The following is a 23,036-nucleotide window of genomic DNA, read 5'->3' on the forward strand; positions in this document are numbered from 1 at the left end:
CGCACGCTTCATTCACTCGGAAGGGTAATCGTCGATCTTGTACGGGTGTGAGCCGGAAGCCGGCACCGCTCGCGTCGGCCACCGCGGTCGCGGTCAGGCCGTGTCCTCCGTCACGGGGTACGGGACGAAGGTGCTGGTGTTCTGGTCGATCCGGAGTGGGTGGCCGAGCGGCGGCGCGGCGCGCTGCGGGCAGTCCAGACGTTCGCAGACCCGGCAGCCCATGCCGATCCGGGTGGCCGCGGCGGCGTTGGCGAGGTCGAGGCCGTCGGAGTAGACGAGCCGGTGGGCGTGGCGGATCTCGCAGCCGAGGCCGATGGCGAAGGTCTTGCCGGGTTCGCCCCAGCCGCCGCGGTGCCGGGTGACGGCTCGCGCGGTCCACAGGTAGCGCTGTCCGTCGGGCATTTCGGCGATCTGGACGTGGATGCGGCCGGGAGCGGCGAACGCCTCGTAGATGTTCCACAGCGGGCAGGTGCCGCCGGCCCGGGAGAAGTGGAAGCCGGTCGCCGACTGGCGCTTGGACATGTTGCCCGCCCGGTCGACGCGGACGAAGGAGAACGGCACGCCCCGCAACCGCGGGCGCTGCAGGGTGCTCAGCCGGTGGCAGACGGTCTCGTACCCGAGGCCGTAGCGGTCGGTGAGCCGTTCGACGTCGTACCGCACTTCTTCGGCGGCCGTGTGGAAGGCCCGGTAGGGCAGGACCAGGGCCGCCGCGAAGTAGTTCGCGATACCGATGCGGGCCAGCGCGTGGGCGGGCGAGCCGGGTTCGAAGTCCTCGGCGGCCTGGCGGTCGAGTTCGTCGCCGTGTTCGAGCAGGGCGAGCTGGGTGGCCATGCGGAAGGCGCGCTGGCCGGGGCGCAGGCGGCCGGACAGGCGCAGGGTGCGGGTCGTCTCGTCGTAGCGGTGCAGGTGGTCGCCCGGGTCGGCCGAGAAGCGGACGCCGTGGGTCCCGGTCAGGCGATCGGTCAGCGCCTGTACGACCTCGCCGGGCCGGATCCCGATCTCCTCGGCCAGGCGTTCGGCCGCGAGGTCGGTGGCGTGGAGGTAGTTCTGGCGGCGGTAGAAGAAGTCGCGGATCTCCTCGTGGGGTGAGCGGGGCGTGTCCCGTGCCGTCTCGCGGCCGTCGGCCGCGCCGGTGAGACCCTCGGTGAGCAGTTGGTTGCGGCGGCCCAGGTCGAGGAGCACCTGGGCGATCCCGGGCAGGCGCGAGGCGAGTTCGGCCAGGTCGGACGCGGAGATCCGGGCTGTGGAGATCTCCCGTGTCAGCGCCTCGCGCAGGTCGGCCACGAGGCGGGTGGTGTCGCGCTCGGAGAAGAAGCCGGGGTCGACGCCGAAGGTCTCGGTCAGCCGGAGCAGCACGGGCACGGTCAGCGGACGGGAGTCGTGCTCCATCTGGTTGAGGTAGCTCGGGGAGATGGCCAGCACCCGGGCGAGTTCCGCCTGGCTCATCCGGCGCTCTTCGCGCAGCCGCCGCAGACGCGCTCCCGCGTAGGTCTTGCCCACCGTGTGATCCTCCGTGTCCGGGTGATCGCGAGTGTAGGCCAACGGCGTCCGGCGGAACCCTTCGCAAGATTGGCAGAACGCGGCGAGAAGATTCGCAGAAGTTGGCACACATCCCCGCTTGTTGGCACTCAGTGCCAGTGTCAGAGTTTCCGTGCGGCCCGCCGGACCTGGCAGGCACCGCCAGAATCCGGGCCCGACTCACGGCCCTGACGTCGGATATCCCGGCCACGGCGGCGCCCTGCGCCGGCAGCATTGCTCACTTTCGCCCATCGGGCCTCGGCGGGCCGCGCTCCAGCGAGACGACACACAGTGCCAACCCTGGCGCGAGCAGCGCGGGCTTGGCAGACACCACAGATCGAGGAGACGGTGACAGTCATGGCAGAGGCGAGGACGCAGGCGGCCGAGGAACTCGCGCGGCGCTGGTCGACCGATCCCCGGTGGCAGGGCATCGAGCGCACCTACGGCGCGGAGGACGTGGTCCGGCTGTCCGGCAGTGTCCGGGAGGAGCACACCCTGGCCCGGCGCGGCGCCGAGCGGCTGTGGCGGCAGCTGCACGAGCGGGACTACATCCACGCGCTCGGCGCGCTCACCGGCGGCCAGGCCGTGCAGCAGGTCAAGGCCGGTCTCCAGGCCGTCTACCTGTCCGGCTGGCAGGTCGCCGCCGACGCCAACCAGGCCGGCCACACCTACCCCGACCAGAGCCTGTACCCCGTCAACTCCGTTCCGCAGGTGGTGCGTCGGATCAACAACGCGCTGCTGCGCGCCGACCAGATCGCCACCGCCGAGAACGCCGGAGACACCACCGACTGGCTGGCGCCGATCGTCGCCGACGCCGAGGCCGGCTTCGGCGGTCCGCTCAACGCCTTCGAACTGACCAAGGCGTTGATCGCGGCGGGCGCGGCCGGCATCCACTACGAGGACCAGCTCGCCTCGGAGAAGAAGTGCGGCCATCTCGGCGGCAAGGTCCTGGTGCCGACCTCGCAGCACATCCGCACCTTGAACGCGGCCCGCCTGGCCGCCGACATCGCCGACGTGCCCACGGTGATCATCGCCCGCACCGACGCGCTCGCCGCGAACCTGCTCACCAGCGACGTCGACGAGCGCGACGCCGAGTTCGTCACCGGCGAGCGCACGGCCGAGGGCTTCTACCGGGTCCGCAACGGAATGGCCCCGGTGATCGCCCGTGGCCTGGCCTACGCCCCGTACGCCGACCTGATCTGGGTCGAGACCGGAACCCCAGACCTGGCGCAGGCCCGCGAGTTCGCGGAGGCCCTGCACGCGCAGTACCCGGACAAGATGCTGGCCTACAACTGCTCGCCCTCCTTCAACTGGAAGGCGGCGCTGGACGACGACCGGATCGCCAAGTTCCAGCGCGAGCTGGGCGCGATGGGCTACCGCTTCCAGTTCATCACCCTGGCCGGCTTCCACTCCCTCAACCACGGCATGTTCGACCTGGCGCGCGGCTACGCCGAGCACGGCATGACCGCCTACGTCGACCTCCAGGAGCGGGAGTTCGCGGCGCAGGCGGACGGCTTCACCGCCGTGAAGCACCAGCGGGAGGTCGGCACCGGCTACTTCGACCTGGTCTCCACCGCCGTCAACCCCGCCTCCTCCACCACCGCGCTGACCGGGTCCACGGAAGAGGAGCAGTTCCACTAGGCCGCCGGGCCGGACGCCCGCCGTCCGGCCGGCCCCCGGCCGAGCGGAGGGGGACGAACCGTCTCCGTCCCCCTCCGCTCCCCTACCTCAGGAGAGCCCGATGACGACCACCGCACTCACCCACGACCTCCGTGTCCTCGCCGCGCCCGGTCACCGGCATGACGAGATCCTCACCCCCGCCGCACTCGACTTCGTCGGCCACCTGGTGGCCGCGTTCGGCAAGCGCCGGCAGGACCTCATGAAGGAGCGCCGCCGACAGGCACTGCGACTGGCGTCGGGCTCGCCTCTCGAGTTCCCCATGGTCACCTCCGCCATCCGTGACGACCCGTCCTGGCGGGTGGCGTCACCCGCGCCCGGCCTGGCCGACCGGCGCGTGGAGATCACCGGTCCGCCGGACCGGCGGACGGCCGTCAACGCGCTGCACTCCGGGGCCAAGGTGTGGATGGCGGACTTCGAGGACGCCACCGCCCCCCTGTGGGACAACATCGTCGTCGGGCAGCTCAACCTGCTCGACACCATCGAGCGCCGGATCGACTTCGCCACGCCCGAGGGCAAGGAGTACCGGCTCGGCGAACAGCTCGCCACCCTCATGGTCCGGCCCCGTGGCTGGCACCTCGACGAGGAGCACCTGGAGTACGGCGGCCGGCCCGTGCCCGCCACACTGGTGGACTTCGGCCTGTATTTCTTCCACTGCGCCCAGCGGCAGATCGACGCCGGGTACGGCCCCTACTTCTGCCTCCCGAAGCTGGAGAACCGGTACGAGGCCAGGCTCTGGAACGATGTCTTCGTCCTCGCCCAGGACCTGCTCGGCATCCCCCGGGGCACGATCCGCGCCACCGTCCTCATCGAGACCATCACCGCCGCCTTCGAGATGGAGGAGATCCTCTACGAGCTGCGTGAGCACAGCGCCGGTCTCAACGCGGGCCGCTGGGACTACCTGTTCAGCCTGATCAAGACCTTCGGCCACCGCACCGACTTCCTGCTGCCCGACCGGGCGAAGGTGACGATGACCGCGCCCTTCATGCGGGCGTACACCGAACTCCTCGTCCGTACCTGCCACCGGCGCGGCGCCCACGCCATCGGCGGTAGGGCCGCCCAGGTCCCCGGCAAGGACCCCGCCGCGAACGAAGCGGCGTTCGCCAAGGTCCGGCTGGACAAGGAGCGGGAGGCCGACGACGGCTTCGACGGCTCCTGCGTCGCCCACCCCGCACTCGTGCCCGTCTGCCACGAGGTCTTCGACGGCGTCCTCGGTGAGCGGCCCCATCAGCTCGACCGGACCCGCGGCGACGTCGAGGTCGCCCCGGCCGACCTGCTGTCGGTGCGCCGGATCAGCGGCCCGCCCACCCCGGACGGGGTGCGCACCAACATCTCCGTCGCGCTGCGTTACTACGCCGCCTGGCTGCGCGGCCAGGGCGCGGTCGCTCTCGACGGGCTGATGGAGGACGCGGCCGGCGCCGAGATCGCCCGCGTGCAGATCTGGCAGTGGCTGCGGCACCGGGTGATCGACCGGGAGACGGTCACGGAACTCCTCGACGACGAGGTCGCCGCGCTGGGCGCCGAGTACCCGTGGGCACCCGTCGAGGACATCCGCGACCTCTTCGAACGGACGTCCATGACCGGTGAGTTGCCGCTGTTCTTCACGCCGGACGCCTACAGCCGTCACCTCGTGCGCCGGCCGGAGGCGCAGGCGTGAGCGCGGACATCGCACGCCTCGGCGTGGTCGGCGGCGGCAGATGGGCGCCGGCATCGCCGAGGTGTGCGCGCGGGCCGGGCTGGACACCGTGGTGTGGAGGTGGACGCGGTCGCCGCCCGCACGGCACGGGACCGGGTGACCGCGTCACTCGACCGGGCGGTACGGCGGGGCAGGCTGGAGCAGGCGGCGGCAGATGACGCGCTCGCCCGGATGGCGAGCTGGGTTGCCGTGTGGAAAGCCCGCTGGGCGGATCGGAGCCCCCGCTGGGTGTGCGGAGGGGCGACCGGCCTCGTCGTAGCGGTGCATGTAGTCGCCGGTGTCGGCCGGGAACGGATGCCGCAGGTCTTGACCGGTCAGGAGGCCTGGGCCTGGCCGGCGGAGCCACCGGCGCCGCCATCGAGCAGCACACAGGCCGCCGACCGGCAACCGCACCACCGGGCGGCCGGCCCGTGGCCCCGGGCATGTGGCGTCCCGGCCCGGCGGCCTCTCGCGCCCGCACGGGGGGTTGATCCAGCAGGGCGCCACCGCCGTGGCGCCGGACGGGCGCTGTTCGTCATGCGAGCCATGCGGACTCCTTGTGACGTATGCGTGGGGAGACGTCCGAGTGGCCCGCGGCAGCCGACGTGCCCGTGGTGCCGGGTACGGCCGAGTGCCCCAGGTGCCGGTGCACGAAGTGGATGGCCATCGCGCCCTCACCGGCCGCGGAGGCCACCCGCTTCACCGAGCCGCTGCGGACGTCCCCCACCGCGAAGACCCCGGGCAGGCTGGTCTCCAGGGTCATGCACGAGCGCCCCCGGCCGTGCCACACCTCGGGGTAGGCGCAGGCTTCCTGGGCCTCCGGCCCGGTGAGGACGAAGCCGCGGGAGTCGAGGGCGACGGTGCCGGCGAGCCACTCGGTGTGAGGTTCGGCGCCGGTGAAGACGAACAGGCTCCGTACCGCGAGCCGGCGGTGCCCGCCCGTGCGGCTGTCGACCACGTCGAGCTCTTCCAGCACTTCCTGGCCGATGACCTCGGTGACCTCGGTGTGCAGCATGACCTCCACCCGCGGATGGCGCTCGACCTGGTCGACGAGGTAGCGGGACATGTTGGCCTCAAGGCCGGCTCCTCGGACCAGCAGGTGCACCTTCGGCGCGTACCCGGCGAGGAACAGCACCGCCTGGCCCGCCGAGTTGCCTCCGCCGACGACGGCCACCGGGTCGGTGTGGCACTGCTGGGCCTCGTAGACGGTCGCCGAGTAGTGCACGCTCGTGCCCTCCAGGCGTTCGATGCCGGGCACCTGGAGCCGGCGGTAGCGGGCACCCATGGCCAGGACGACGGCGCGGGCGGCGATCTCGCTGCCGTCGGCGAACGCCACGACGTAGTGGTCCTCGTCCTTGGCATGGAGGCCGGTCGCCTCCAGCGGAAGGCTGATCCCGGCGCCGAACTTGTCGGCCTGCAGCACGGCGCGCTCGGTGAGTTCGGCGCCGGAGATGCCGGAGGGGAAGCCGAGCAGATTCTCGATGCGGGACGACGTGCCGGCCTGGCCTCCGGTGGCCATCGCCTCCACCACCGTGGTGCTCAGGCCCTCGGAGGCGGCGTACACCGCGGCAGCGAGGCCGGCGGGTCCGGAGCCTACGATGAGGACGTCGCCGTGATGGTTTCCGGCGGGTAGTGACGGCAGGCCGATGAGCCGGGCCAGTTCCGCGTTGCTGGGGTTGCGCAACAGGGTGGTGTCCCGCCAGATGACGAGTGGGGTATCCGCCGGGCCGACGCCGAAGCGGCGCAGCAGCTTCTCGGCCTCCTCGTCGGTCTCCAGGTCGATCCACCGGTGCGGCAGCCGGTTGCGGACGGCGAACTCGCGCAGCCGTCTGGTGTCGGGCGAGTAGCGCGAGCCGATGATGCGGAAGCCGGCGCCCTGTCCGACGAGCAGCGCGCGACGGCCCAGACAGGCGCGCAGCACGATGTCCCCGATGGCGGAGTCCCGGGACACCAGGTGGCGCAACCGGTCCAAGGAGACGACGAGGACCTCGCCCGGCTCTCTGGCGACAGCGGTGTAGAAGGCCACCTGTCCGTGCAGCAGGCCGAGTTCGCCGATGAAGCGACCGGGGCCGTGCACGCGCAGCACGTGCTCCTCCGGAGTGCCGTGGTCCTCGACGACGGCGACGGAACCGCTGAGGACGACGAAGAACGTCTCGCAGCGCTCCCCCTCCCGGATCAGCACGTCGTTCGGAGCCATGGGCCGGCGTTCCCCGTGCTCCGCCAGACGGGCTATCTGGTCCTCCGTAAGACGCGGATACGCGCCGTAGATGTCCGGGGTCTCCCAGAAGGCGGCCTCGTCCGCCTTCTCCGGCACCGGTTCTTCGCCCGGCAGCGACTGGTCGCCGGACATCAGACGAACGCCTCGTGAACGAAGCACCAGCGCCAGTCCTCGCCGGGCTGGAACGACTGCACGATGGGATGGGCGACGGCGGCCGCGTGCTTGCGCGCGTGCTTGTTCGGCGAGGAGTCGCAGCAGCCGACGTGCCCGCAGGTCAGGCAGAGCCTCAGGTGGACCCACGGGGCGCCGAGCATCAGACACTCCTGACACCCTTCTGGGGTCAGCGGCTGGACCGGCCGGACGAGCGCGAGGTGGGGGTCTGCGTGCAGGGTCATCCGGATCACCCTTTCCGGGCGGTGAGCGACTGTTCCACCCATCGGCGCAGAGCGGGGGCGGGCGCCGCCCCCGCCTGCCGGGCGACCGTCTCGCCCTGGTCGAGGATCAGCAGTGTCGGTACGGCCTGGACCTCGAAACGCCGCGACAGTCGCGGGTTCTTGTCGACGTCGACCTTGACGAGTTTGATGCGGCCGGCGAGATCGGTGGCGACCTTCTCCAGTGCGGGGCTGACCATGCGGCAGGGGCCGCACCAGGTGGCCCACAGGTCCACCACGACGGGGACGTCGGCCCGTTCGGCGACCTCGGTGAAGTCGTCGTCGCCCGCGTCCGCCATCCACGGCAGGGGCCGCTTGCAGTGGCCGCACCTGGGGCGGCCCTCCGCGGCCACGGGCACCCGGTTGGTGCGCCCGCAGTGGGGACATCCGACGGTCGTCGCCCGCATCGTGCTCATGCCGCCCGCGCTCCTTCCATCTTCTCGGGCTGGTCGTAGGTGACCACCAGCTCTCCGTGTTCGGCGTCGACGCGGACCGTCGCGCCGTCCTGGACGTCGCCGCGCAGAAGGGCGCGCCCGACCATCGTCTCGACCTCGTGGGAGATGTAGCGGCGCAGCGGCCGGGCCCCGTACACCGGGTCGTAGCCCTGGTGGGCGATCAACTCCCGAGCTGTTTCGGTGAGTTCCACGGTGATGCGGCGTTCGGCGAGTCGGCGGCGCAGCTCGTCGAACTGCAGCTCCACGATCCGCTCGATCTGCCGCTCACCGAGCGGCTTGAACAGCACGATGTCGTCGACGCGGTTGAGGAACTCCGGGCGGAAGTGCCCGCGCAGCTCGCCCATGACCAGGGCGCGGGCGTCCGGCTTGATCTCGCCCTCGGCGGTGGCGCCGTCGAGGAGGTGCTCGGAGCCGATGTTCGAGGTCATGATGATCACGGTGTTGCGGAAGTCGACGGTGCGGCCCTGGGAGTCGGTGATGCGGCCGTCGTCGAGGACCTGGAGCAGGGTGTTGAAGACATCGGTGTGCGCCTTCTCGATCTCGTCGAACAGCACCACCGAGTACGGCTTGCGGCGTACGGCCTCGGTGAGCTGGCCGCCTTCCTCGTAGCCGACGTATCCGGGGGGTGCGCCCATGAGCCGGCTGACGGTGTGCCGCTCCTGGTACTCACTCATGTCGAGGCGGACCATGTTCTCCTCGGAGTCGAACAGGGCCGCCGCGAGGGTCTTGGCCAGCTCGGTCTTTCCGACGCCTGTGGGGCCGAGGAAGATGAACGAGCCGATGGGGCGGCGCGGGTCGCGGATGCCGGAGCGGGCGCGGATGATGGCGTCGGCGACGAGTTTGACGGCCTCGTCCTGGCCGATGACGCGCTCGCGCAGGATCTCGTCGAGGCGCAGCAGTTTCTCGCGTTCGCCCTCCTGGAGACGGGCGACGGGGATGCCGGTCCAGGCGGCGACGATCTCGGCGATCTCCTCCTCGGTGACCACCTCGCGCAGCAGCCGGTTCTTCCCCTGTTTGGCGGCCAGTTGCTCCTCCTCGGCCTTCAGCCGGCGCTCCAGGTCCTGGAGGCGGCCGTAGCGCAGTTCGGCGGCGCGGTTGAGGTCGTAGGCGCGTTCGGCCTCCTCCGCATCGTGGCGGACCTGCTCCAGTTCCTGGCGCAGCTCCTGCACGCGGCGGATGGCCTGCCGTTCGGCCTCCCACTGGGCGTGTTTGGCGTCGGCCTCGCCGCGCAGGTCGGCCAGTTCCTTGCGCAGTTCCTCCAGGCGGGCTTTGCTGGCGGCGTCGGTCTCCTTGGACAGGGCCGCCTCCTCGATCTCCAGGCGGGTGACGCGGCGGGTGATCTCGTCGAGTTCGGCGGGCATCGAGTCGATCTCGGTACGCAGCCGGGCGCACGCCTCGTCGACGAGGTCGATGGCCTTGTCGGGCAGGAACCGGTCGGTGATGTAGCGGTGGCTGAGGGTGGCCGCGGAGACCAGTGCGGTGTCCTGGATCTTCACGCCGTGGAAGACCTCCAGACGTTCGCGCAGTCCGCGCAGGATGGAGATGGTGTCCTCCACGCTCGGCTCGTCGACCAGCACCTGCTGGAAGCGGCGTTCGAGGGCGGCGTCCTTCTCGATGTGCTTGCGGAACTCGTCGAGGGTGGTGGCGCCGATCATGTGGAGTTCGCCGCGGGCGAGCATCGGCTTGAGCATGTTGCCCGCGTCCATGGCCCCTTCGGCGGCACCCGCGCCCACGACGGTGTGGAGTTCGTCGACGAAGAGCAGGATGCGCCCCTGGGCGGCCTTCACCTCGGACAGCACGGCCTTGAGGCGTTCCTCGAACTCGCCGCGGTACTTGGCGCCGGCGACCAGGGAGCCCATGTCGAGGGCGAACACTGTCTTGTCGCGCAGGCCCTCGGGGACGTCACCGCGAACGATGCGCTGGGCCAGGCCCTCGACGATGGCGGTCTTGCCGACGCCGGGATCACCGATGAGGACGGGGTTGTTCTTGGTCTTGCGGCTGAGGATCTGGGTGACGCGGCGGATCTCCGCATCACGGCCGATGACCGGGTCCAGCCGCCCGGACCGAGCTTCGAGGACCAGGTCGCGGCCGTACTTCTCCAGCGCCTCATAGGCCACTTCGGGGTTGGCGGAGGTGACGCGCTGGTTGCCGCGGACCTGGGTGAGCGCGCTCAGGAACGAATCCCGGGTCACGCCGTGCTCCTTGAGCAGGCGTCCGGCGGCGGTCGTCGACCCCTCCTCGGCCAGGGCGAGCAGGAGGTGCTCCACGGACACGTACTCGTCCTTGAGGCGTTTGGCCTCCCGCTCGGCGGCATCGAGCAGCCGGGACAGGCGCTGGGTGACGAAGACCTGGCCGGGTGCCGCGCCGGGACCGGTGACCTTCGGGCGGCGGGAGAGTTCCTCGCGCAGGGCCGCGCGCAGCTCCTTCGGCTCGGTGCCGGCCTGTTGCAGCAACCGCGGGATCAGACCGTCCTCCTGATCGAGAAGCGCGAGCAGCAGGTGTTCCCCGTCGACCTCGGTGTGCCCCATGCCGACGGCAGCGCTCTGGGCCTCTTGGAGGGCTTCCTGGGACTTCTGGGTGAGACGGTTCATGTCCATGGGGGTGTTTCACTCCTCGTGCCGCGGCCGCGCAGGGCGGCTTCGAGCAGGCTGATGCGGTCGAGCAGGTCGAGCACCAGGCCGATGGATGCGTAATTGAGGCAGAGCCCGGTGCGCAGCCGCTGAATACGGGCGAGGACCGCCGGGGCCGTGGAGTCGAACACCAGTCGCCCAGCGGAGTCGCGTTCGGCGTCGACCAGGCCGAGGGCGGCGAACCGGCGGATCAGATCGGGGTGGAGGCCCGAGCGAAGGGCCACGGCGGCCAGGGAGAGCTTGGGGACGGGCACAAGCGCGTACCGGACAGCGGTCGAGGCGGTGAGGTCGGCGCCCGTTCTTACCGGACGGGCGCCCACGCCGGCCCGGCCGATGCCTCCCGCTCCCGCGGGTCGGTCGTTCATCGCGTCCTCCTGGGGTCGAACGAGGAAGTGGCGGCGAGCTCCTCGAACAGTTCGCGCTCCCGGTCGCCGAGGGCGGGAGGCACCATGACGCGAAGTTCGGCGTACAGGTCGCCGTTCGCGCCCCGCGGGTTCGGCATGCCCTCGCCGCGCAGCCGCAGCCGCCGGCCGCTGGACGAGCCCGCGGGCACCGTGACCTTCGCCGTGCCGCCGCCGGGCGTGGGCACCGGCACGGTCGCACCCAGGGCCGCCTCCCACGGGGCGACCGGGACCTGGACGTGCACGTCGCGGCCGTCCAGCCGGAACCGGGGGTGGGGCTGGATACGCACCCGCAGGTACAGGTCGCCCGCGGCCGCGTCACCACTGCCCCGGCCACCCTCACCCGCCAGCCGGATGCGCTGCCCGTCGGTGACGCCCGGCGGCACGTCGACCTCGTATCGCCGCGGCTGCCCGGTGGGGCCGGCGAGTGTGACGGTGCGACGGCCGCCTCGGTACGCCTCCTCGACAGTGAGCGGCAGTTCGGCCTCCTGGTCCGCTCCGGGGACGCCGCCTCGGGCGGCGCCGCCCCCGAACATGGAGCCGAGCAGGTCCTCGATGTCGATGCCCTCCGCTCCGAAGTCGTCGCCGAAGCCGGTGGTGTACCGGACGCGAGGGCCGCCCGCGGTCCTCCGGCCGCGGAAGCCGCCGCCCGCTCCGGCCGCGACCCGTTCGTCGAAGTCCTCGGGGATCTTGCGGAAGTCCTCGCCGAAGCGGTCGTAGCGGGCCCGGGTCTTGGGATCGGACAGGACGCTGTAGGCCTCATTGAGGTCCTTGAAGCGTTCCTCCGCCCCGGGATCCTTGTTGACGTCGGGATGGTACTTACGGGCGAGTTTGCGATAGGCCTGCTGGATCTCGTCCTGGCTCGCGGTCCGCGGCACGCCCAGCACCTCGTAGAAGTCCCGTGCCATCGCAGGTCACTCCCGCTTGGCGACGGTCACGGCGGCGGGCCTGAGCTGCCGTTCGCCGTCCCCGTAGCCGGGGCGCAGCACCTCGACGACGGTGCCCGGCGGGGCGTCGGGGTCCTGGACGACACCGACCACCTCGTGCCGGGCCGGGTCGAAGGCGACACCGCGCTCCGCGTGCCGCGGGTAGCCGAGCAGTTCGAGGACGTTCACCGCCTGGTCGCGTACGGCCCGGACGCCCTCCACGATCGCGCCCGGATCGGCGCCGGCATGGGTCAGGGCGAGTTCGAGGTTGTCGAGGACGGGCAGGAAGGCGGCCGCCGTGCGGGACCGCTCGACCGCCCGTTCGCGCTCCAGTTCCCTGGCGTGACGCTTGCGAAGGTTGTCGAGGTCGGCGAGCGCGCGCCGCCAGCGGTCCTCCAGTTCCTGGATCGCGGTCGTGTACTCGTCCTCGGCTGGTGCGGGGCCGGCGGCATCGGGCCCCGGTTCGCCGTTCGCCGCTTCGGGCCGGGGTGGGCCCGGTTGGGGCAGATCCCCGCGAGGAGCTGGTCCGGCGCCTTCCGGGACCCGTGCGCCCGGATCCGACGCGGCCCGGTCGGGTTGCTTGGGGTGGGTGGGCATGGCGCGCCTCAGCCCTTGTCGAACTCGGCGTCGATGACATCATCGTCACCGCCACCGTCACTCGTGGGACCGCCGGTGGCGGCGTCCTGGCCGGGACCGCCGCCCGTGTCGGCGCCCTGATGGGCCGCCAGCCCGGCGAGCACCTGCTGGAGTTCGGAGGTCAGAGGCCGCACGCGCTCCGCGCCCGCCTCCTCCTTGACCGCCGTCCGGGCGTCGGACACGAGCATCTCGGCGCGTGCCTTCTCGTGTGCGGGCGCCGCGTCGCCCAGTTCGGCGAGGCGCTTGTCGACCTGGTACGCGACGGCGTCGAGTTCGTTGCGGGCGTCGACGGCCTCGCGGAGTGCCTGGTCCTCGCCCCGGTTGCGCTCGGCCTCCTGGACCATGCGTTCGACCTCGCTGCGGTCCAGGTTGGAGCTCTCGCTGATGGTGATGCCCTGTTCCTTGCCGGTGTCCCGGTCGCGGGCCTTGACGTTGAGGATGCCGTTGGCGTCGATGTCGAAGGTGACCTCGATCTGTGGTTCGCCCCGCGGCGCCGGCCGGATGTCGGTGAGCTGGAACCGGCCCAGCACCCGGTTGTCGGCGGCCCGCTCGCGCTCACCCTGGAGGACCACCACATCGACGGCCGGCTGGTTGTCCTCGGCGGTGGAGAAGGTCTCGCTGCGGCGCACCGGAATGGTGGTGTTCCGCTCGATGATCTTCGTCATCACTCCGCCGCGCGTCTCCACGCCCAGCGACAGAGGTGTGACGTCGAGCAGCAGGACGTCCTTGACCTCGCCCTTGAGCACCCCGGCCTGGATCGCGGCGCCCAGGGCCACGACCTCGTCGGGGTTGACGCTCATGTTGGGTTCCTTGCCGCCGGTCAGCCGGCGGACCAGAGTCTGGACGGCGGGGATGCGGGTGGAACCGCCGACGAGGATGACCTCGTCGATGTCGCTCTCGCCGACCTTCGCGTCGGCCATCGCCTGCTGCACCGGTCCGAGGCAACGCTCCACCAGGTCGCCGGTGATCTGCTCGAAAGTGGACCGCATGATCGAGTCGGTGAGGTGCTTGGGGCCCGAGGCGTCGGCGGTGATGAACGGCAGGCTGACCTGCGTCTGCGTCACCGAACTGAGCTCGGTCTTGGCCTTCTCCGCCGCCTCGAACAGTCGTTGCAGCGCCTGCGGGTCCTTGCGCAGGTCGATGCCGTTCTCCTTCTGGAAGTCGTCCGCGAGGTAGTCCACCAGACGCCGGTCGAAGTCGTCGCCGCCCAGGTGGCTGTCACCGGCGGTGGAGCGCACCTCCACCACGCCGTCGCCGACGTCGAGGATGCTCACGTCGAAGGTGCCGCCGCCCAGGTCGAAGACGAGGACGGTCTCGTGCTCCTTCTTGTCCATGCCGTACGCGAGGGCGGCCGCCGTCGGCTCGTTGATGATCCGCAGCACCTCCAGTCCGGCGATCCGTCCGGCGTCCTTGGTGGCGGTGCGCTGAGCGTCGTTGAAGTAGGCGGGCACCGTGATGACCGCCTCCGTGACCCGCTCCCCCAGCTGCTTGGACGCGTCGTCGGCGAGCTTGCGCAGCACCTGTGCGCTGATCTCCTCAGGCGCGTACAGCTTGTCGCGCACCTTGAAGCGGGCCTCGCCGTTGTCTCCCGGGACGACGTCGTAGGCGACGGCCTTGGCCTCGTCGGAGATCTCGTCGTAGTGCCGGCCGATGAACCGCTTGGCCGAGTAGATGGTGCCCTTGGGATTGAGGATCGCCTGGCGCCGGGCCAGCTGGCCCACCAGGCGTTCCCCGGTGTCGGTGAAGGCCACCACGGACGGTGTCGTGCGGTTGCCCTCGCTGCTGGGCACGACGGTCGGCTCGCCGCCCTCCCACACGGCGATCACCGAGTTGGTGGTGCCCAGGTCGATGCCCACTGCCTTGGCCATGAGGAACTCCTCCCGGTGCAGCGCCTGCGTCGACTCTCCGGATCACGTTCGTTGCGCACGGAGGGTCTCGAGCACTCCCCAGGGTGACGAACCGGGTGGTTCCACGCCTGCGCCTGGCGAGTCAGGAATGCACGGGTCCGATCGCCCCACGAGTACGAGAGAAAGAACCCGCACGTGTCGGGTAGCCGGCCCGGGACCGGGTACGCGAAAGCCGCTCATCTCCGAAGGACGGAGTGATCTCCCATGGTCGGCAGTCGGGCGTACAGCCCGTACCACCGCTACCCCGACCGGAAGGGCGGCCTTCCGCGGGACAGCGCCGGGCGGCGCCCCACGGCCGCGCCCAGGCGGCCCCGCCTGCCCGCTCGCACCCCAGCCGCCCACGCCCTCCACGAACTGGTCGCGCTCTCCCGCACCCAGTTCGACGCTCCGGACGAAGGCGAGATCCTGCGCCTGGCCATGGATCACATAGCCGCCGCTGGGCCGTACACCGCCGAGGCCGGATATCTCAAGGTGGGCGGGGACCTGATCTCCAGCCCGTGGAACGGGCGAACGCATGCCTTGGCCGTGGGCCGGAGGGTGCGGGAGCTGGCCGGGCGGGACGGCAACGTGACCGTAGCCGGCAGGCCCTGGGGCCGGGCCCTGGGGCTACGCGGACCCGGGGTACTCCACGGCTACCTCGTGGTCACGTGCCGCTCCCGGCCCACCAGGGCCGAGCAATCCCTGCTCGCCATGCTCGTCCGGCACACCGCTGCTGCACTGTCAGTCGCCTTCGCACACCGCCGCCAACGCGAGGACGCGCTGGAGCTGCACCGGCTGAGGGAGGAACGCACAGCCCTCCAGCGGAAGCTGATCTCTGTGGTGGCTGAGCTGGGCTACGAGCGAGCCGTGCACGCTCTCATGGCCGACGTCGCTGCCTCGGGTGGCGGCGAGGAAGCCATCACCCGCGCACTGCACGGGCTCACAGGACTTCCCGCGCTGGTCGAGGACCGCTTCGGCCGACTGAGGTCCTGGACCGGCCCCGGCCGCCCCGTCCCCTACCCCGAACCGGACCCCGTGCGCCAGGAGGACATGCTGCACGCCGTCGCCAAAGAGGCCGGGCCGGTGCGGATAAGGGACCGGCTGCTCACCCTCGTCCGCCTGCACGGCGAGATCCTGGGCGTGCTGGCGCTGGTCGACACCCGGGACGAGGCCGACGAGCACACCGTCCTCGCGCTTGGACACGCCGCCACGTCGCTCGCCCTGGAGCTGACGCACCTGCGCAGTCTGGCCGAAGTGGAAGTGAGGCTGCACCGCGAGCTGGCCGACGACCTCCTGGCAGGGACGGACGAGCCGAGCGCCTACGCCCGGTCAGAGGCAGTCGGACACGACCTGCACGGCAGCCACTACATCGTCGTGGTGCAGTGGTCGAACCGCACTGCGGACGATTCCTTCGCGCAGACCGTGGGTCGGGCGGCCGCCGCGGTGGGCCTGCGCTCGCTGCTGACCCGCCGCTCCGACCACGTCGTCCTCATCACTGGCGACAGGCCGCACGCCCGCGCGTTGTACGAGGCGCTCGCCCGGGAGAACGGGACACGGTCCGGGACGATCGGGGTGAGCGCCCCTTGCGACTCCGTGGACGACATCCCCCGCCACTACCGGGAGGCGCAGCGCGCCCTGGACGTGCGCCGCCACTCCCGCGAGCGCTACGGCACGTCGTTCTTCGACGAACTCGGTCTCTACCGCATCCTGGGACCCGGCAGCGGTCACCGGGAACTGGAGACGTTCGTCCAGGAGTGGCTCGGGCAGCTCATCGACTACGACTCCCGGCACCACGCGACCATGGTGGACACCCTGTCCCGGTACTTCGACTGCGGCGGCAACTACGACGAGACCGCCGACTCCCTCGCGATCCACCGCAGCACGCTGCGCTATCGGCTCCAGCGCATCCGCGACATCAGCGGCCACGACCTCGCGAACGTCGAGGACCGGCTGAACCTCCAGGTGGCGACCCGAGTGTGGAAGATCGTGCTGCGCGGACCCGGCTGATGCCGGACGTCACAGGGCGATGACGTGGAGGTCGACCAGGTCGAGCAGCGCCCGCAGTGCCGAGCGGGGCCGCCTGGTCGCCGTGTCCCTGTCAGGGGCCGGCTCCGGGCTGCTGTTCAAGGGAGGCGTCGAACGTGCCGTTTCCGTGGCCGAGCCCGCCTCACGCGCGGGGGTCCTCGCCGTGTTCTTCGTCGTCGCGTACCTGGGGATGGGCCTGCCCTCCGTCCTGTTCAGCATCGCCCTGCGGCACTTCGCCGTGCAGACCGCGATGATCGGCTTCGCGGCGGTCCTCTCCTGCGGCGCCGTTGTGTCGGTCGCCGTCGCGTTGCGCGACCGCGCGCCCGGTCCCGGCGAGCTCCCGGCGCAGTCCGCCCGCCCAGCTGACCTCCCTGCGGCGCATGCGACACCGGTTGTCTGGGAGGCGCGGACCTGGGCACCCGGTGCGGGCGCGTGTGACGCGGATCCGAGGCGGACGGGAGGCCCGAGATGTCTGCGGAATCGGCCAGAACGATCGCGCTCCCCTCCGGTGAGGAGATCGCGGCGCTCGGGCAGGGCACCTGGTACCTGGGCGAGGACCCGGCCCGGCGGGAACAGGAGATCGCCGCGCTGCGGCTGGGCGCGGACCTGGGCATGACCGTCGTCGACACGGCCGAGATGTACGGCGACGGCGCGGCCGAGGAACTCGTCGGCGAGGCCATCCGGGGACGCCGGGAGGAGGTCTTCCTCGTCAGCAAGGTGCTGCCCGGCCACGCCGACCGGAAGGGCACCGCCGCCGCCTGCGAGCGCAGTCTGCGGCGGCTGCGTACGGAACGGCTGGACCTCTACCTGCTGCACTGGCGAGGACGATGGCCACTCGCAGAGACCCTTGCGGGATTCACCGACCTGATGGAGGCGGGCAAGATCCGTCACTGTGGCGTGAGCAATCTCGACGTCGCCGACATGGTCGAGCTGACCGCTCTCCCCGGCGGCGACGCCGTGGCCGCCGACCAGGTGTTGTACAACCTCTCCCGGCGTGGCATCGAGTGGGATCTTCTCCCCTGGTGCCGTGAGGCCGGGGTGACCGTCATGGCCTACTCCCCGATCGAGCAGGGGCGGCTGCTGAAGGGCGACGCCTTGGGTGCCGTGGCCCGGGCCCTCGGAGCAACGCCGGCCCAGGTGGCACTCGCCTGGGTGCTGGAACAAGGGGTGGCCGCGATCCCGCGTTCCGGATCACCCGACCACGTGCGGGAGAACCGCGGCGCGCTGGACCTCCGCCTCCCTGCCAAGGCGCTCGACGCTCTCGACGAGGCGTTCCCGCCGCCCGACGGGCCCACGCCCCTGGAGATGCTCTGAAGGAGTTGCCAGGGTGGCGCGCACCCCGCGACGCCTCTCCAGCAAGTAACTGCCCCTGCCACACCCTGCCCGCCCGTACTTCATGCTGCTCTGCCAGGGGAAGAGGGAGCGCCCTTTTTCGGCCTGGAGTGCGGAGGCGCTCAGCAGGGGGCTCTGCGAATCTCGACCGGGTAACAGCCGATGGCGGCGCGGGCGGGAAACGGCGCCGTCCGTTCCCGGTGAGGAGGCGAGAGGCATGACCGTGACGGGTGTGTCGAAGTTCGAGAGGTTCTTCCGCGCCGCCGCAAGCCTCGACGTGGACAGGAACGACCTGAAGCGGTACGGCGATTTCGTCGACGCCAAGCTCTACGACCTCCTGGTCGTCGGCCAGGCGTCGGCCAAGGCCAACGGCAGGGACACCGTCGAACCGTGGGATCTACCGATCACCAAGGGCCTCCAGGAGAGCATCCACCGGTTCCGGCGGCTCGACGAGGAGGTCGAGCTGAAGCCGATCCTGGAACAGCTCGCCGCACACCCTCCCCTCGACAGGACGCCCACCCAGGAGGCCGAAGAGCGCTACCCCGAGATCATCGGCGGTCTCAGCGTCGCTCTCGCCGAGACGTTCAAGATCCTTTATCCGGATGTCAAGAACCCGCAGACCAGTCACTGGGAGGCCGTTACAGCGGTGTTCGACCGGCTGCTGTAGCAGTCGCGCCCCGGTGCACCGCGCCGGCTCGCGACCAGCGACTCGTGAAGGGAGCCGTACCATGACACAGGAACTCCTGGGGATGCGGGTGGGGATTCTGGCCACTGACGGCGTCGAGCGCGTGGAGCTCGATCAGCCGCGCGGTGCGCTGCACGGCGCGGGGGCGAAGACCGAGATCGTCTCGCTCCGCCACGGCGAGATCCAGGCCCGCCAGTTCGACCTCAACGCGGCCGGAACCTTCCCCGTGGACCGCCTGGTCGCCGACGCCTCCGTCGACGACTACCACGCCCTGCTTCTGCCCGGCGGCACCATGAACCCTGACCAACTGCGCATGGACCGCGACGCGGTGCAGTTCGTCAAGGACTTCATGGCCAGCGGGAAACCGGTCGCATCCATCTGCCACGGCCCGTGGACCCTGGCGGAGGCCGACGCCGTGCGCGGCCGCCGCCTGACGTCCTGGCCCAGCATCCGCACCGACCTTCGCAACGCCGGCGCGGAGGTCGTCGGCGACCAGGAGGTGGTCGTCGACGGGCAGCTGGTCACCAGCCGCGGTCCGGCAGACCTGCCCGCCTTCTGCGCCGCCGTCGTGGAGCAGTTCGCCCGGGCGCACCACCCCGTGCCCGGCTGACCCGGCGGCCCGGTCGCGGGCGGTGCGAGGTGCGATATGCCCGCCACAAGCGGGAACGCGCCATGGCGACGCGCACGACTCTGCGGCCCCCGGACCCGGCTGCCCCGTGCTCAGCCCCTCGCGCTGTCGTCAGGAGCGCGCCAGCCGGGCCGCGAGATAGGGCGCGGTGGCGCTGCGGCGGGCCTTCGCCACCTTGGCCGGCGGGCCCGCCGCGACCACCCGCCCGCCCGCGTCGCCGCCGCCCGGACCGAGGTCGACGACCCAGTCGGCGGTGGCGATCGTGTCCAGGTCGTGCTCGACGAGGACGACCGTGTTGCCGGCGTCGACGAGCCGGTGCAGCTGTCGCAGCAGCAGCGCGATGTCCGAGGGGTGCAGCCCCGCCGTCGGCTCGTCGAGCAGGTAGAGCGCGTGCCCGCGGCGGGCTCGCTGCAGCTCGGTGGCCAGTTTGATGCGTTGCGCCTCACCGCCGCTGAGTTCCGTCGCGGGCTGGCCCAGCCGCAGGTACCCCAGCCCCACCTCACGCAGCGTCTCCAGACTGCGGGAGGCCGCCGGAACGGCGGACAGGAACTTCGCGGCGGCGTCGACGGACAGCGCCAGTACCTCCGCGATGTTCTTGCCGCGGTAGGTGACTTCCAGCGTTTCGGCGTTGTACCGGGCGCCTTCGCAGGTCGGGCACGGCGCGTAGGTGCCGGGCAGGAACAGCAGTTCCACCGCGACGAATCCTTCGCCCTGGCAGGTCTCGCACCGCCCTTCGGGCACGTTGAAGGAGAACCGCCCGGCCGAGTAGCCGCGCGCCCTGGCTTCGTCCGTCGCCGCGTACAGCTTGCGCACCGCGTCGAACATTCCGGTGTACGTGGCCAGGTTGGACCGGGGAGTCCGGCCGATGGGCCGCTGGTCGACGAGGACCAGCCGGTCGAACGACTCGACCCCCGACGCGTCCTGGACGTCGACCTCCAGCTGTGCCTCGTCGGGCTCCTCGGGGACGAGTCCGAGGTGGCCGCGGACGACCTCGGCGAGCACCTGCGTCACCAGCGTCGACTTCCCGGAACCGGACACGCCCGTCACCGCCGTCAGTACGCAGAGCGGTACGCCGACGGACACGTCGTGCAGATTGTGGCGGGAGACGCCGCGCAGGTGCAGCCAGCCGTGCGGTGTGCGCGGGCGGTGTTCGAGCGGCTGGGCGCGCCCGAACAGGTACTGGCTCGTGGCCGACTCCCCGACCCGCTCAAGACCGGCGACCGGGCCGCTGTACAGCACGCGTCCGCCGCCCTCGCCCGCACCGGGGCCGATGTCGACCACCCAGTCCGCCCGCCGCACGACGTCCATGTCGTGCTCCACGACGAACAGCGAGTTGCCCGCCGCCTTGAGGCGGTCCAGCACCTCCAGCAGCGGTTCCGCGTCAGCCGGGTGCAGGCCCGCGGAGGGTTCGTCGAGGACGTAGACGACGCCGAACAGCCCCGAGCGCAGCTGGGTGGCGATCCGCAGGCGCTGCGCCTCGCCGGGTGACAGGGTCGTCGAGCGGCGCCCGAGGCTGAGATATCCGAGGCCCAGGTCGAGCAGTACGTCGATCCGCGCGACCAGATCGCCGCAGATCCGGACCGCGACCTCGGTCGTCTCCCCGGATCGTGCGGTCGCCGTGGTGGCGTCGGCCTCGGACCGCCCCGCGACGGGCCGCAGCAGCGCCACGAGCTCGGTGAGCGGCATCGCGTTGATCTCCGCGATGGAACGTCCGGCGAAGGTCACCGCGAGCGCCTCGGGCCGCAGTCCGCTGCCGTGACAGGCGGGGCAGGGCACACTCCTGACGAACCGGAGCGCCCGTTCGCGCATCTTCTCGCTCTTGGAGTCGGCGAGGACGTGCATGACGTGCTTGCGGGCGCTCCAGAACTTGCCCTGATAGCCCCAGTCGACGCGGTCCTCCTCCGGCTCGATGTACACCAAGGGCTGCTCGTCCGTGTACAGCAGCCAGTCCCGGTCCTTCTTCCTGAGCCTGCGCCACGGCCGGTCGATGTCGATTCCCAGGCCGCTCACGACACTGCGCAGGTTGGCGCCCTGCCAAGCGCCCGGCCAGGCGGCGATCGCTCCCTCGCGGATGCTCAGCGAGGGGTCCGGGACGAGCAGGTCCTCGGCGACGTCGTGCACGACGCCCAGTCCGTGGCATTCCGGGCAGGCGCCGGCCGCGGTGTTGGGGGAGAACGACTCGGCTTCCAGCCGTGCGGCCCCGGGCGGATAGGTGCCGGCGCGGGAGTACAGCATGCGCAGCAGATTGGACAGCGTGGTGAGGGTGCCGACCGTCGAGCGCGAGCTGGGGGCCCCGCGTCGCTGCTGCAGGGCCACGGCCGGTGGCAGTCCGGTGATCTCCTGCACATGCGGTGCGCCGACCTGTTGCAACAGCCTTCGGGCGTACGGTGCCACGGACTCGAAGTAGCGCCGCTGGGCCTCCGCGTAGAGCGTGCCGAACGCGAGCGAGGACTTGCCCGAACCGGAGACGCCGGTGAAGGCGACCATCGCGTCCCGCGGAACGTCGACATCGACGTTCCGCAGGTTGTTCTCACCGGCGCCCCGGACATGCACGAAGGGGTCGGCCGCGTCCTTGTCCACCGTTCCTGATTACCTGATCGCGCCGCGAACCGCGCGACAGGCGCCGTCACCCGGGCCCCGCTCCCGGGGAACATCCGCCCCTACCGCCTGCACCTGCCGGCAGGGGCCAGCCAGCGTGTCACGCGGCGTCGGCGTCACCTCGGGGGCATCCTGTGGGCACTCGCGATCGCGGGGTGGCCGGCGAGAGGGAGCATGCGGGTGTCGTCTCAGGGCGTTACGGTCGTGGCTCTTCTGGCCGATCCGGACGCGCCCACGGACATCGCGCAGCGCATGGCCCGGACGCTTCCTGACCGGCTCGCGGACAGGTCAGGCCCGGGACGACGGTTCGACGTCGAGGTGGTCAGCGAGCCCTTCACCGCAGGGACCGAGGACCTGGCCACCTTGACGCGCCGGATCATGGACCGCGCAAGTGCGGAGAGCTGGGACATCATCGTGGCCCTCACCGACCTTCCGCTCCACTCGCATGGGCGCAAGCTCGTGGTGGATCTGAGTCACGAACACGGCCTGGCGCTGCTGTCTCTTCCCGCGCTGGGAGGCTTCCGGCTGCAGACAAGGGCCCGGCAGGCCGTGGAAGAAGCCGTGCTCAGCCTGGCGGGCCCGCAGGCCACCGGGCCTGAGGGGCCTTCGGGAAGCCAGCCGCTGCGCGGGCCCTTCACCGGTCGTCTCGCCCCCATCCATCCGGGCCAGGTCGGTGAGGAGGAGATCGCCGATCTGCGGTACGTCGTCAGTGGACCGCGCGGTTACCTGAGGGTGCTCGGCGGTATGGTCCGCGCCAACCGGCCGTGGCGCTTGGTGCCGGGCCTGTCGAAAGCCCTGGCGGCCGCGCTCGCCACGGGAGCGGTCGCCACCGTGAACTCCACCATCTGGAACCTGGCCACGTACCTGAGCACGCCACGCCTGGTGATCGCCATGGTCGGGTCTGTCGCGCTCATGATCGGCTGGCTGATCGTGGACGCGAACCTGTGGCATCGAACGGATGAGGTTTCGCCGGAGGCGAGGAAGAGGGCGCGTCTCTACAACACCTCGACGGTCGCGACCGTGGGCATCGGGGTGATCGTCTGCTACGCGGGACTGGTGGTCATCAACCTGGTGTGGGCGCTGTTCATCCTCAACGGCCGGGTGTTCGCCTCCACGACACGAACCCCGCTGCACGCCGCGGAGTACTGGACGCTGTCCTGGTTCGTCGCTTCGGTCGCCACGGTGGGCGGCGCGCTCGGATCCGGTCTGGAGAGCGACGAGGCGATCCGGGCAGCCGCCTACTCCAAGCGCGAACAGGAGCGTCGCAGCATGCTGGAGGACGACCGCGGTGACTAGCGGGTGTTTCGCCTCGGGG

The 23,036-nt window shown here is 71.2% G+C and carries 18 protein-coding genes and 1 pseudogene; 8 read left to right on the plus strand and 11 right to left on the minus strand.

The genetic code is table 11. The features are described 5' to 3' along the window. Positions 1 to 93: 93 nt before the first annotated feature. The gene (locus FHS34_RS05200) at positions 94 to 1,500 is read right to left on the minus strand and encodes a short-chain fatty acyl-CoA regulator family protein (protein WP_184961622.1); all 1,407 of its coding nucleotides are present in this window, start codon (positions 1,498 to 1,500) and stop codon (positions 94 to 96) included. Positions 1,501 to 1,875: 375 nt separating this feature from the next. Between FHS34_RS05200 and aceA the strand changes: the two genes are divergently transcribed. From aceA to FHS34_RS42215, 3 genes and pseudogenes are all read left to right on the plus strand, one after another. Beyond that, positions 1,876 to 3,159: an isocitrate lyase gene (aceA, locus tag FHS34_RS05205; protein ID WP_184961624.1), complete on the plus strand. Its 1,284-nt coding sequence runs from the start codon at positions 1,876 to 1,878 to the stop codon at positions 3,157 to 3,159. A 100-nt stretch (positions 3,160 to 3,259) separates the two neighbouring features. After that, a complete protein-coding gene (gene aceB, locus FHS34_RS05210) occupies positions 3,260 to 4,852 on the plus strand; it encodes a malate synthase A (RefSeq protein WP_184961626.1) in 1,593 nt (530 codons plus the stop codon). Next, positions 4,849 to 5,065 (plus strand): annotated as a pseudogene (locus FHS34_RS42215) (3-hydroxyacyl-CoA dehydrogenase NAD-binding domain-containing protein); the annotation flags it as partial. The gene aceB and the pseudogene FHS34_RS42215, both read left to right, overlap by 4 nt. A 340-nt stretch (positions 5,066 to 5,405) precedes the next feature. On the opposite strand, the gene FHS34_RS05215 reads toward FHS34_RS42215, so the two are convergent. Genes FHS34_RS05215 through dnaK form a run of 8 tightly spaced genes read right to left on the minus strand, consistent with a single transcriptional unit; the run spans position 5,406 to position 14,435 of the window. Further along, positions 5,406 to 7,220 (minus strand): FAD-dependent oxidoreductase, encoded by a 1,815-nt coding sequence (locus FHS34_RS05215; RefSeq protein WP_184961628.1) that lies wholly within the window; start codon positions 7,218 to 7,220, stop codon positions 5,406 to 5,408. Continuing rightward, positions 7,220 to 7,483, minus strand: coding sequence for a UBP-type zinc finger domain-containing protein (locus FHS34_RS05220; RefSeq protein WP_184961630.1), 264 nt, complete (start codon positions 7,481 to 7,483; stop codon positions 7,220 to 7,222). The genes FHS34_RS05215 and FHS34_RS05220 overlap by 1 nt, the downstream gene beginning before the upstream one ends. A 5-nt stretch (positions 7,484 to 7,488) precedes the next feature. After that, positions 7,489 to 7,935, minus strand: coding sequence for a thioredoxin (gene trxA, locus FHS34_RS05225; RefSeq protein ID WP_184961632.1), 447 nt, complete (start codon positions 7,933 to 7,935; stop codon positions 7,489 to 7,491). Beyond that, positions 7,932 to 10,571 (minus strand): ATP-dependent chaperone ClpB, encoded by a 2,640-nt coding sequence (gene clpB / locus FHS34_RS05230; protein ID WP_184961634.1) that lies wholly within the window; start codon positions 10,569 to 10,571, stop codon positions 7,932 to 7,934. The genes trxA and clpB overlap by 4 nt, the downstream gene beginning before the upstream one ends. Then, positions 10,562 to 10,969 (minus strand): chaperone modulator CbpM, encoded by a 408-nt coding sequence (locus tag FHS34_RS05235; protein ID WP_184961636.1) that lies wholly within the window; start codon positions 10,967 to 10,969, stop codon positions 10,562 to 10,564. Before FHS34_RS05235 ends, clpB begins: the two co-directional genes overlap by 10 nt. Further along, positions 10,966 to 11,913: a DnaJ C-terminal domain-containing protein gene (locus tag FHS34_RS05240; protein WP_184961638.1), complete on the minus strand. Its 948-nt coding sequence runs from the start codon at positions 11,911 to 11,913 to the stop codon at positions 10,966 to 10,968. The genes FHS34_RS05235 and FHS34_RS05240 overlap by 4 nt, the downstream gene beginning before the upstream one ends. 6 nt (positions 11,914 to 11,919) lie before the next feature. Then, positions 11,920 to 12,528: a nucleotide exchange factor GrpE gene (locus tag FHS34_RS05245; RefSeq protein ID WP_184961640.1), complete on the minus strand. Its 609-nt coding sequence runs from the start codon at positions 12,526 to 12,528 to the stop codon at positions 11,920 to 11,922. 8 nt (positions 12,529 to 12,536) lie between these two features. Then, entirely contained in the window at positions 12,537 to 14,435 is a 1,899-nt protein-coding gene (gene dnaK / locus FHS34_RS05250; RefSeq protein ID WP_184961643.1) for a molecular chaperone DnaK, read from the minus strand. Between the two features lie 243 nt (positions 14,436 to 14,678). On the opposite strand from dnaK, the gene FHS34_RS05255 reads away from it, so the two are divergent. Next, complete coding sequence (locus FHS34_RS05255; RefSeq protein WP_184961645.1) at positions 14,679 to 16,460, plus strand: helix-turn-helix domain-containing protein; 1,782 nt, start codon at positions 14,679 to 14,681, stop codon at positions 16,458 to 16,460. Between the two features lie 160 nt (positions 16,461 to 16,620). Here the strand turns inward: FHS34_RS05255 and FHS34_RS05260 are convergent, their stop codons facing one another. Then, positions 16,621 to 16,860 (minus strand): hypothetical protein, encoded by a 240-nt coding sequence (locus tag FHS34_RS05260; RefSeq protein WP_184961647.1) that lies wholly within the window; start codon positions 16,858 to 16,860, stop codon positions 16,621 to 16,623. 86 nt (positions 16,861 to 16,946) lie between these two features. Between FHS34_RS05260 and FHS34_RS05265 the strand changes: the two genes are divergently transcribed. From FHS34_RS05265 to FHS34_RS05275, 3 genes are all read left to right on the plus strand, one after another. Next, positions 16,947 to 17,792, plus strand: a complete 846-nt coding sequence (locus FHS34_RS05265) for an aldo/keto reductase (protein WP_184961649.1) — start codon at positions 16,947 to 16,949, stop codon at positions 17,790 to 17,792. Between the two features lie 235 nt (positions 17,793 to 18,027). After that, complete coding sequence (locus tag FHS34_RS05270; RefSeq protein ID WP_184961651.1) at positions 18,028 to 18,477, plus strand: DUF1931 family protein; 450 nt, start codon at positions 18,028 to 18,030, stop codon at positions 18,475 to 18,477. A gap of 61 nt (positions 18,478 to 18,538) precedes the next feature. Continuing rightward, positions 18,539 to 19,105: a type 1 glutamine amidotransferase domain-containing protein gene (locus FHS34_RS05275; RefSeq protein WP_184961653.1), complete on the plus strand. Its 567-nt coding sequence runs from the start codon at positions 18,539 to 18,541 to the stop codon at positions 19,103 to 19,105. A 129-nt stretch (positions 19,106 to 19,234) separates the two neighbouring features. On the opposite strand, the gene uvrA is transcribed toward FHS34_RS05275, so the two are convergent. Then, positions 19,235 to 21,703, minus strand: a complete 2,469-nt coding sequence (gene uvrA, locus FHS34_RS05280; RefSeq protein WP_184961655.1) for an excinuclease ABC subunit UvrA — start codon at positions 21,701 to 21,703, stop codon at positions 19,235 to 19,237. 192 nt (positions 21,704 to 21,895) lie between these two features. Here uvrA and FHS34_RS05285 point away from each other — a divergent pair, with 192 nt between their 5' ends. Beyond that, positions 21,896 to 23,017 carry a hypothetical protein gene (locus FHS34_RS05285; protein WP_184961657.1) on the plus strand — a complete coding sequence of 374 codons (1,122 nt, stop codon included), beginning with the start codon at positions 21,896 to 21,898 and terminating at the stop codon, positions 23,015 to 23,017. Positions 23,018 to 23,036: the final 19 nt, after the last annotated feature.

This window comes from Streptomyces echinatus, assembly GCF_014203595.1.
Taxonomy (GTDB): domain Bacteria; phylum Actinomycetota; class Actinomycetes; order Streptomycetales; family Streptomycetaceae; genus Streptomyces; species Streptomyces echinatus.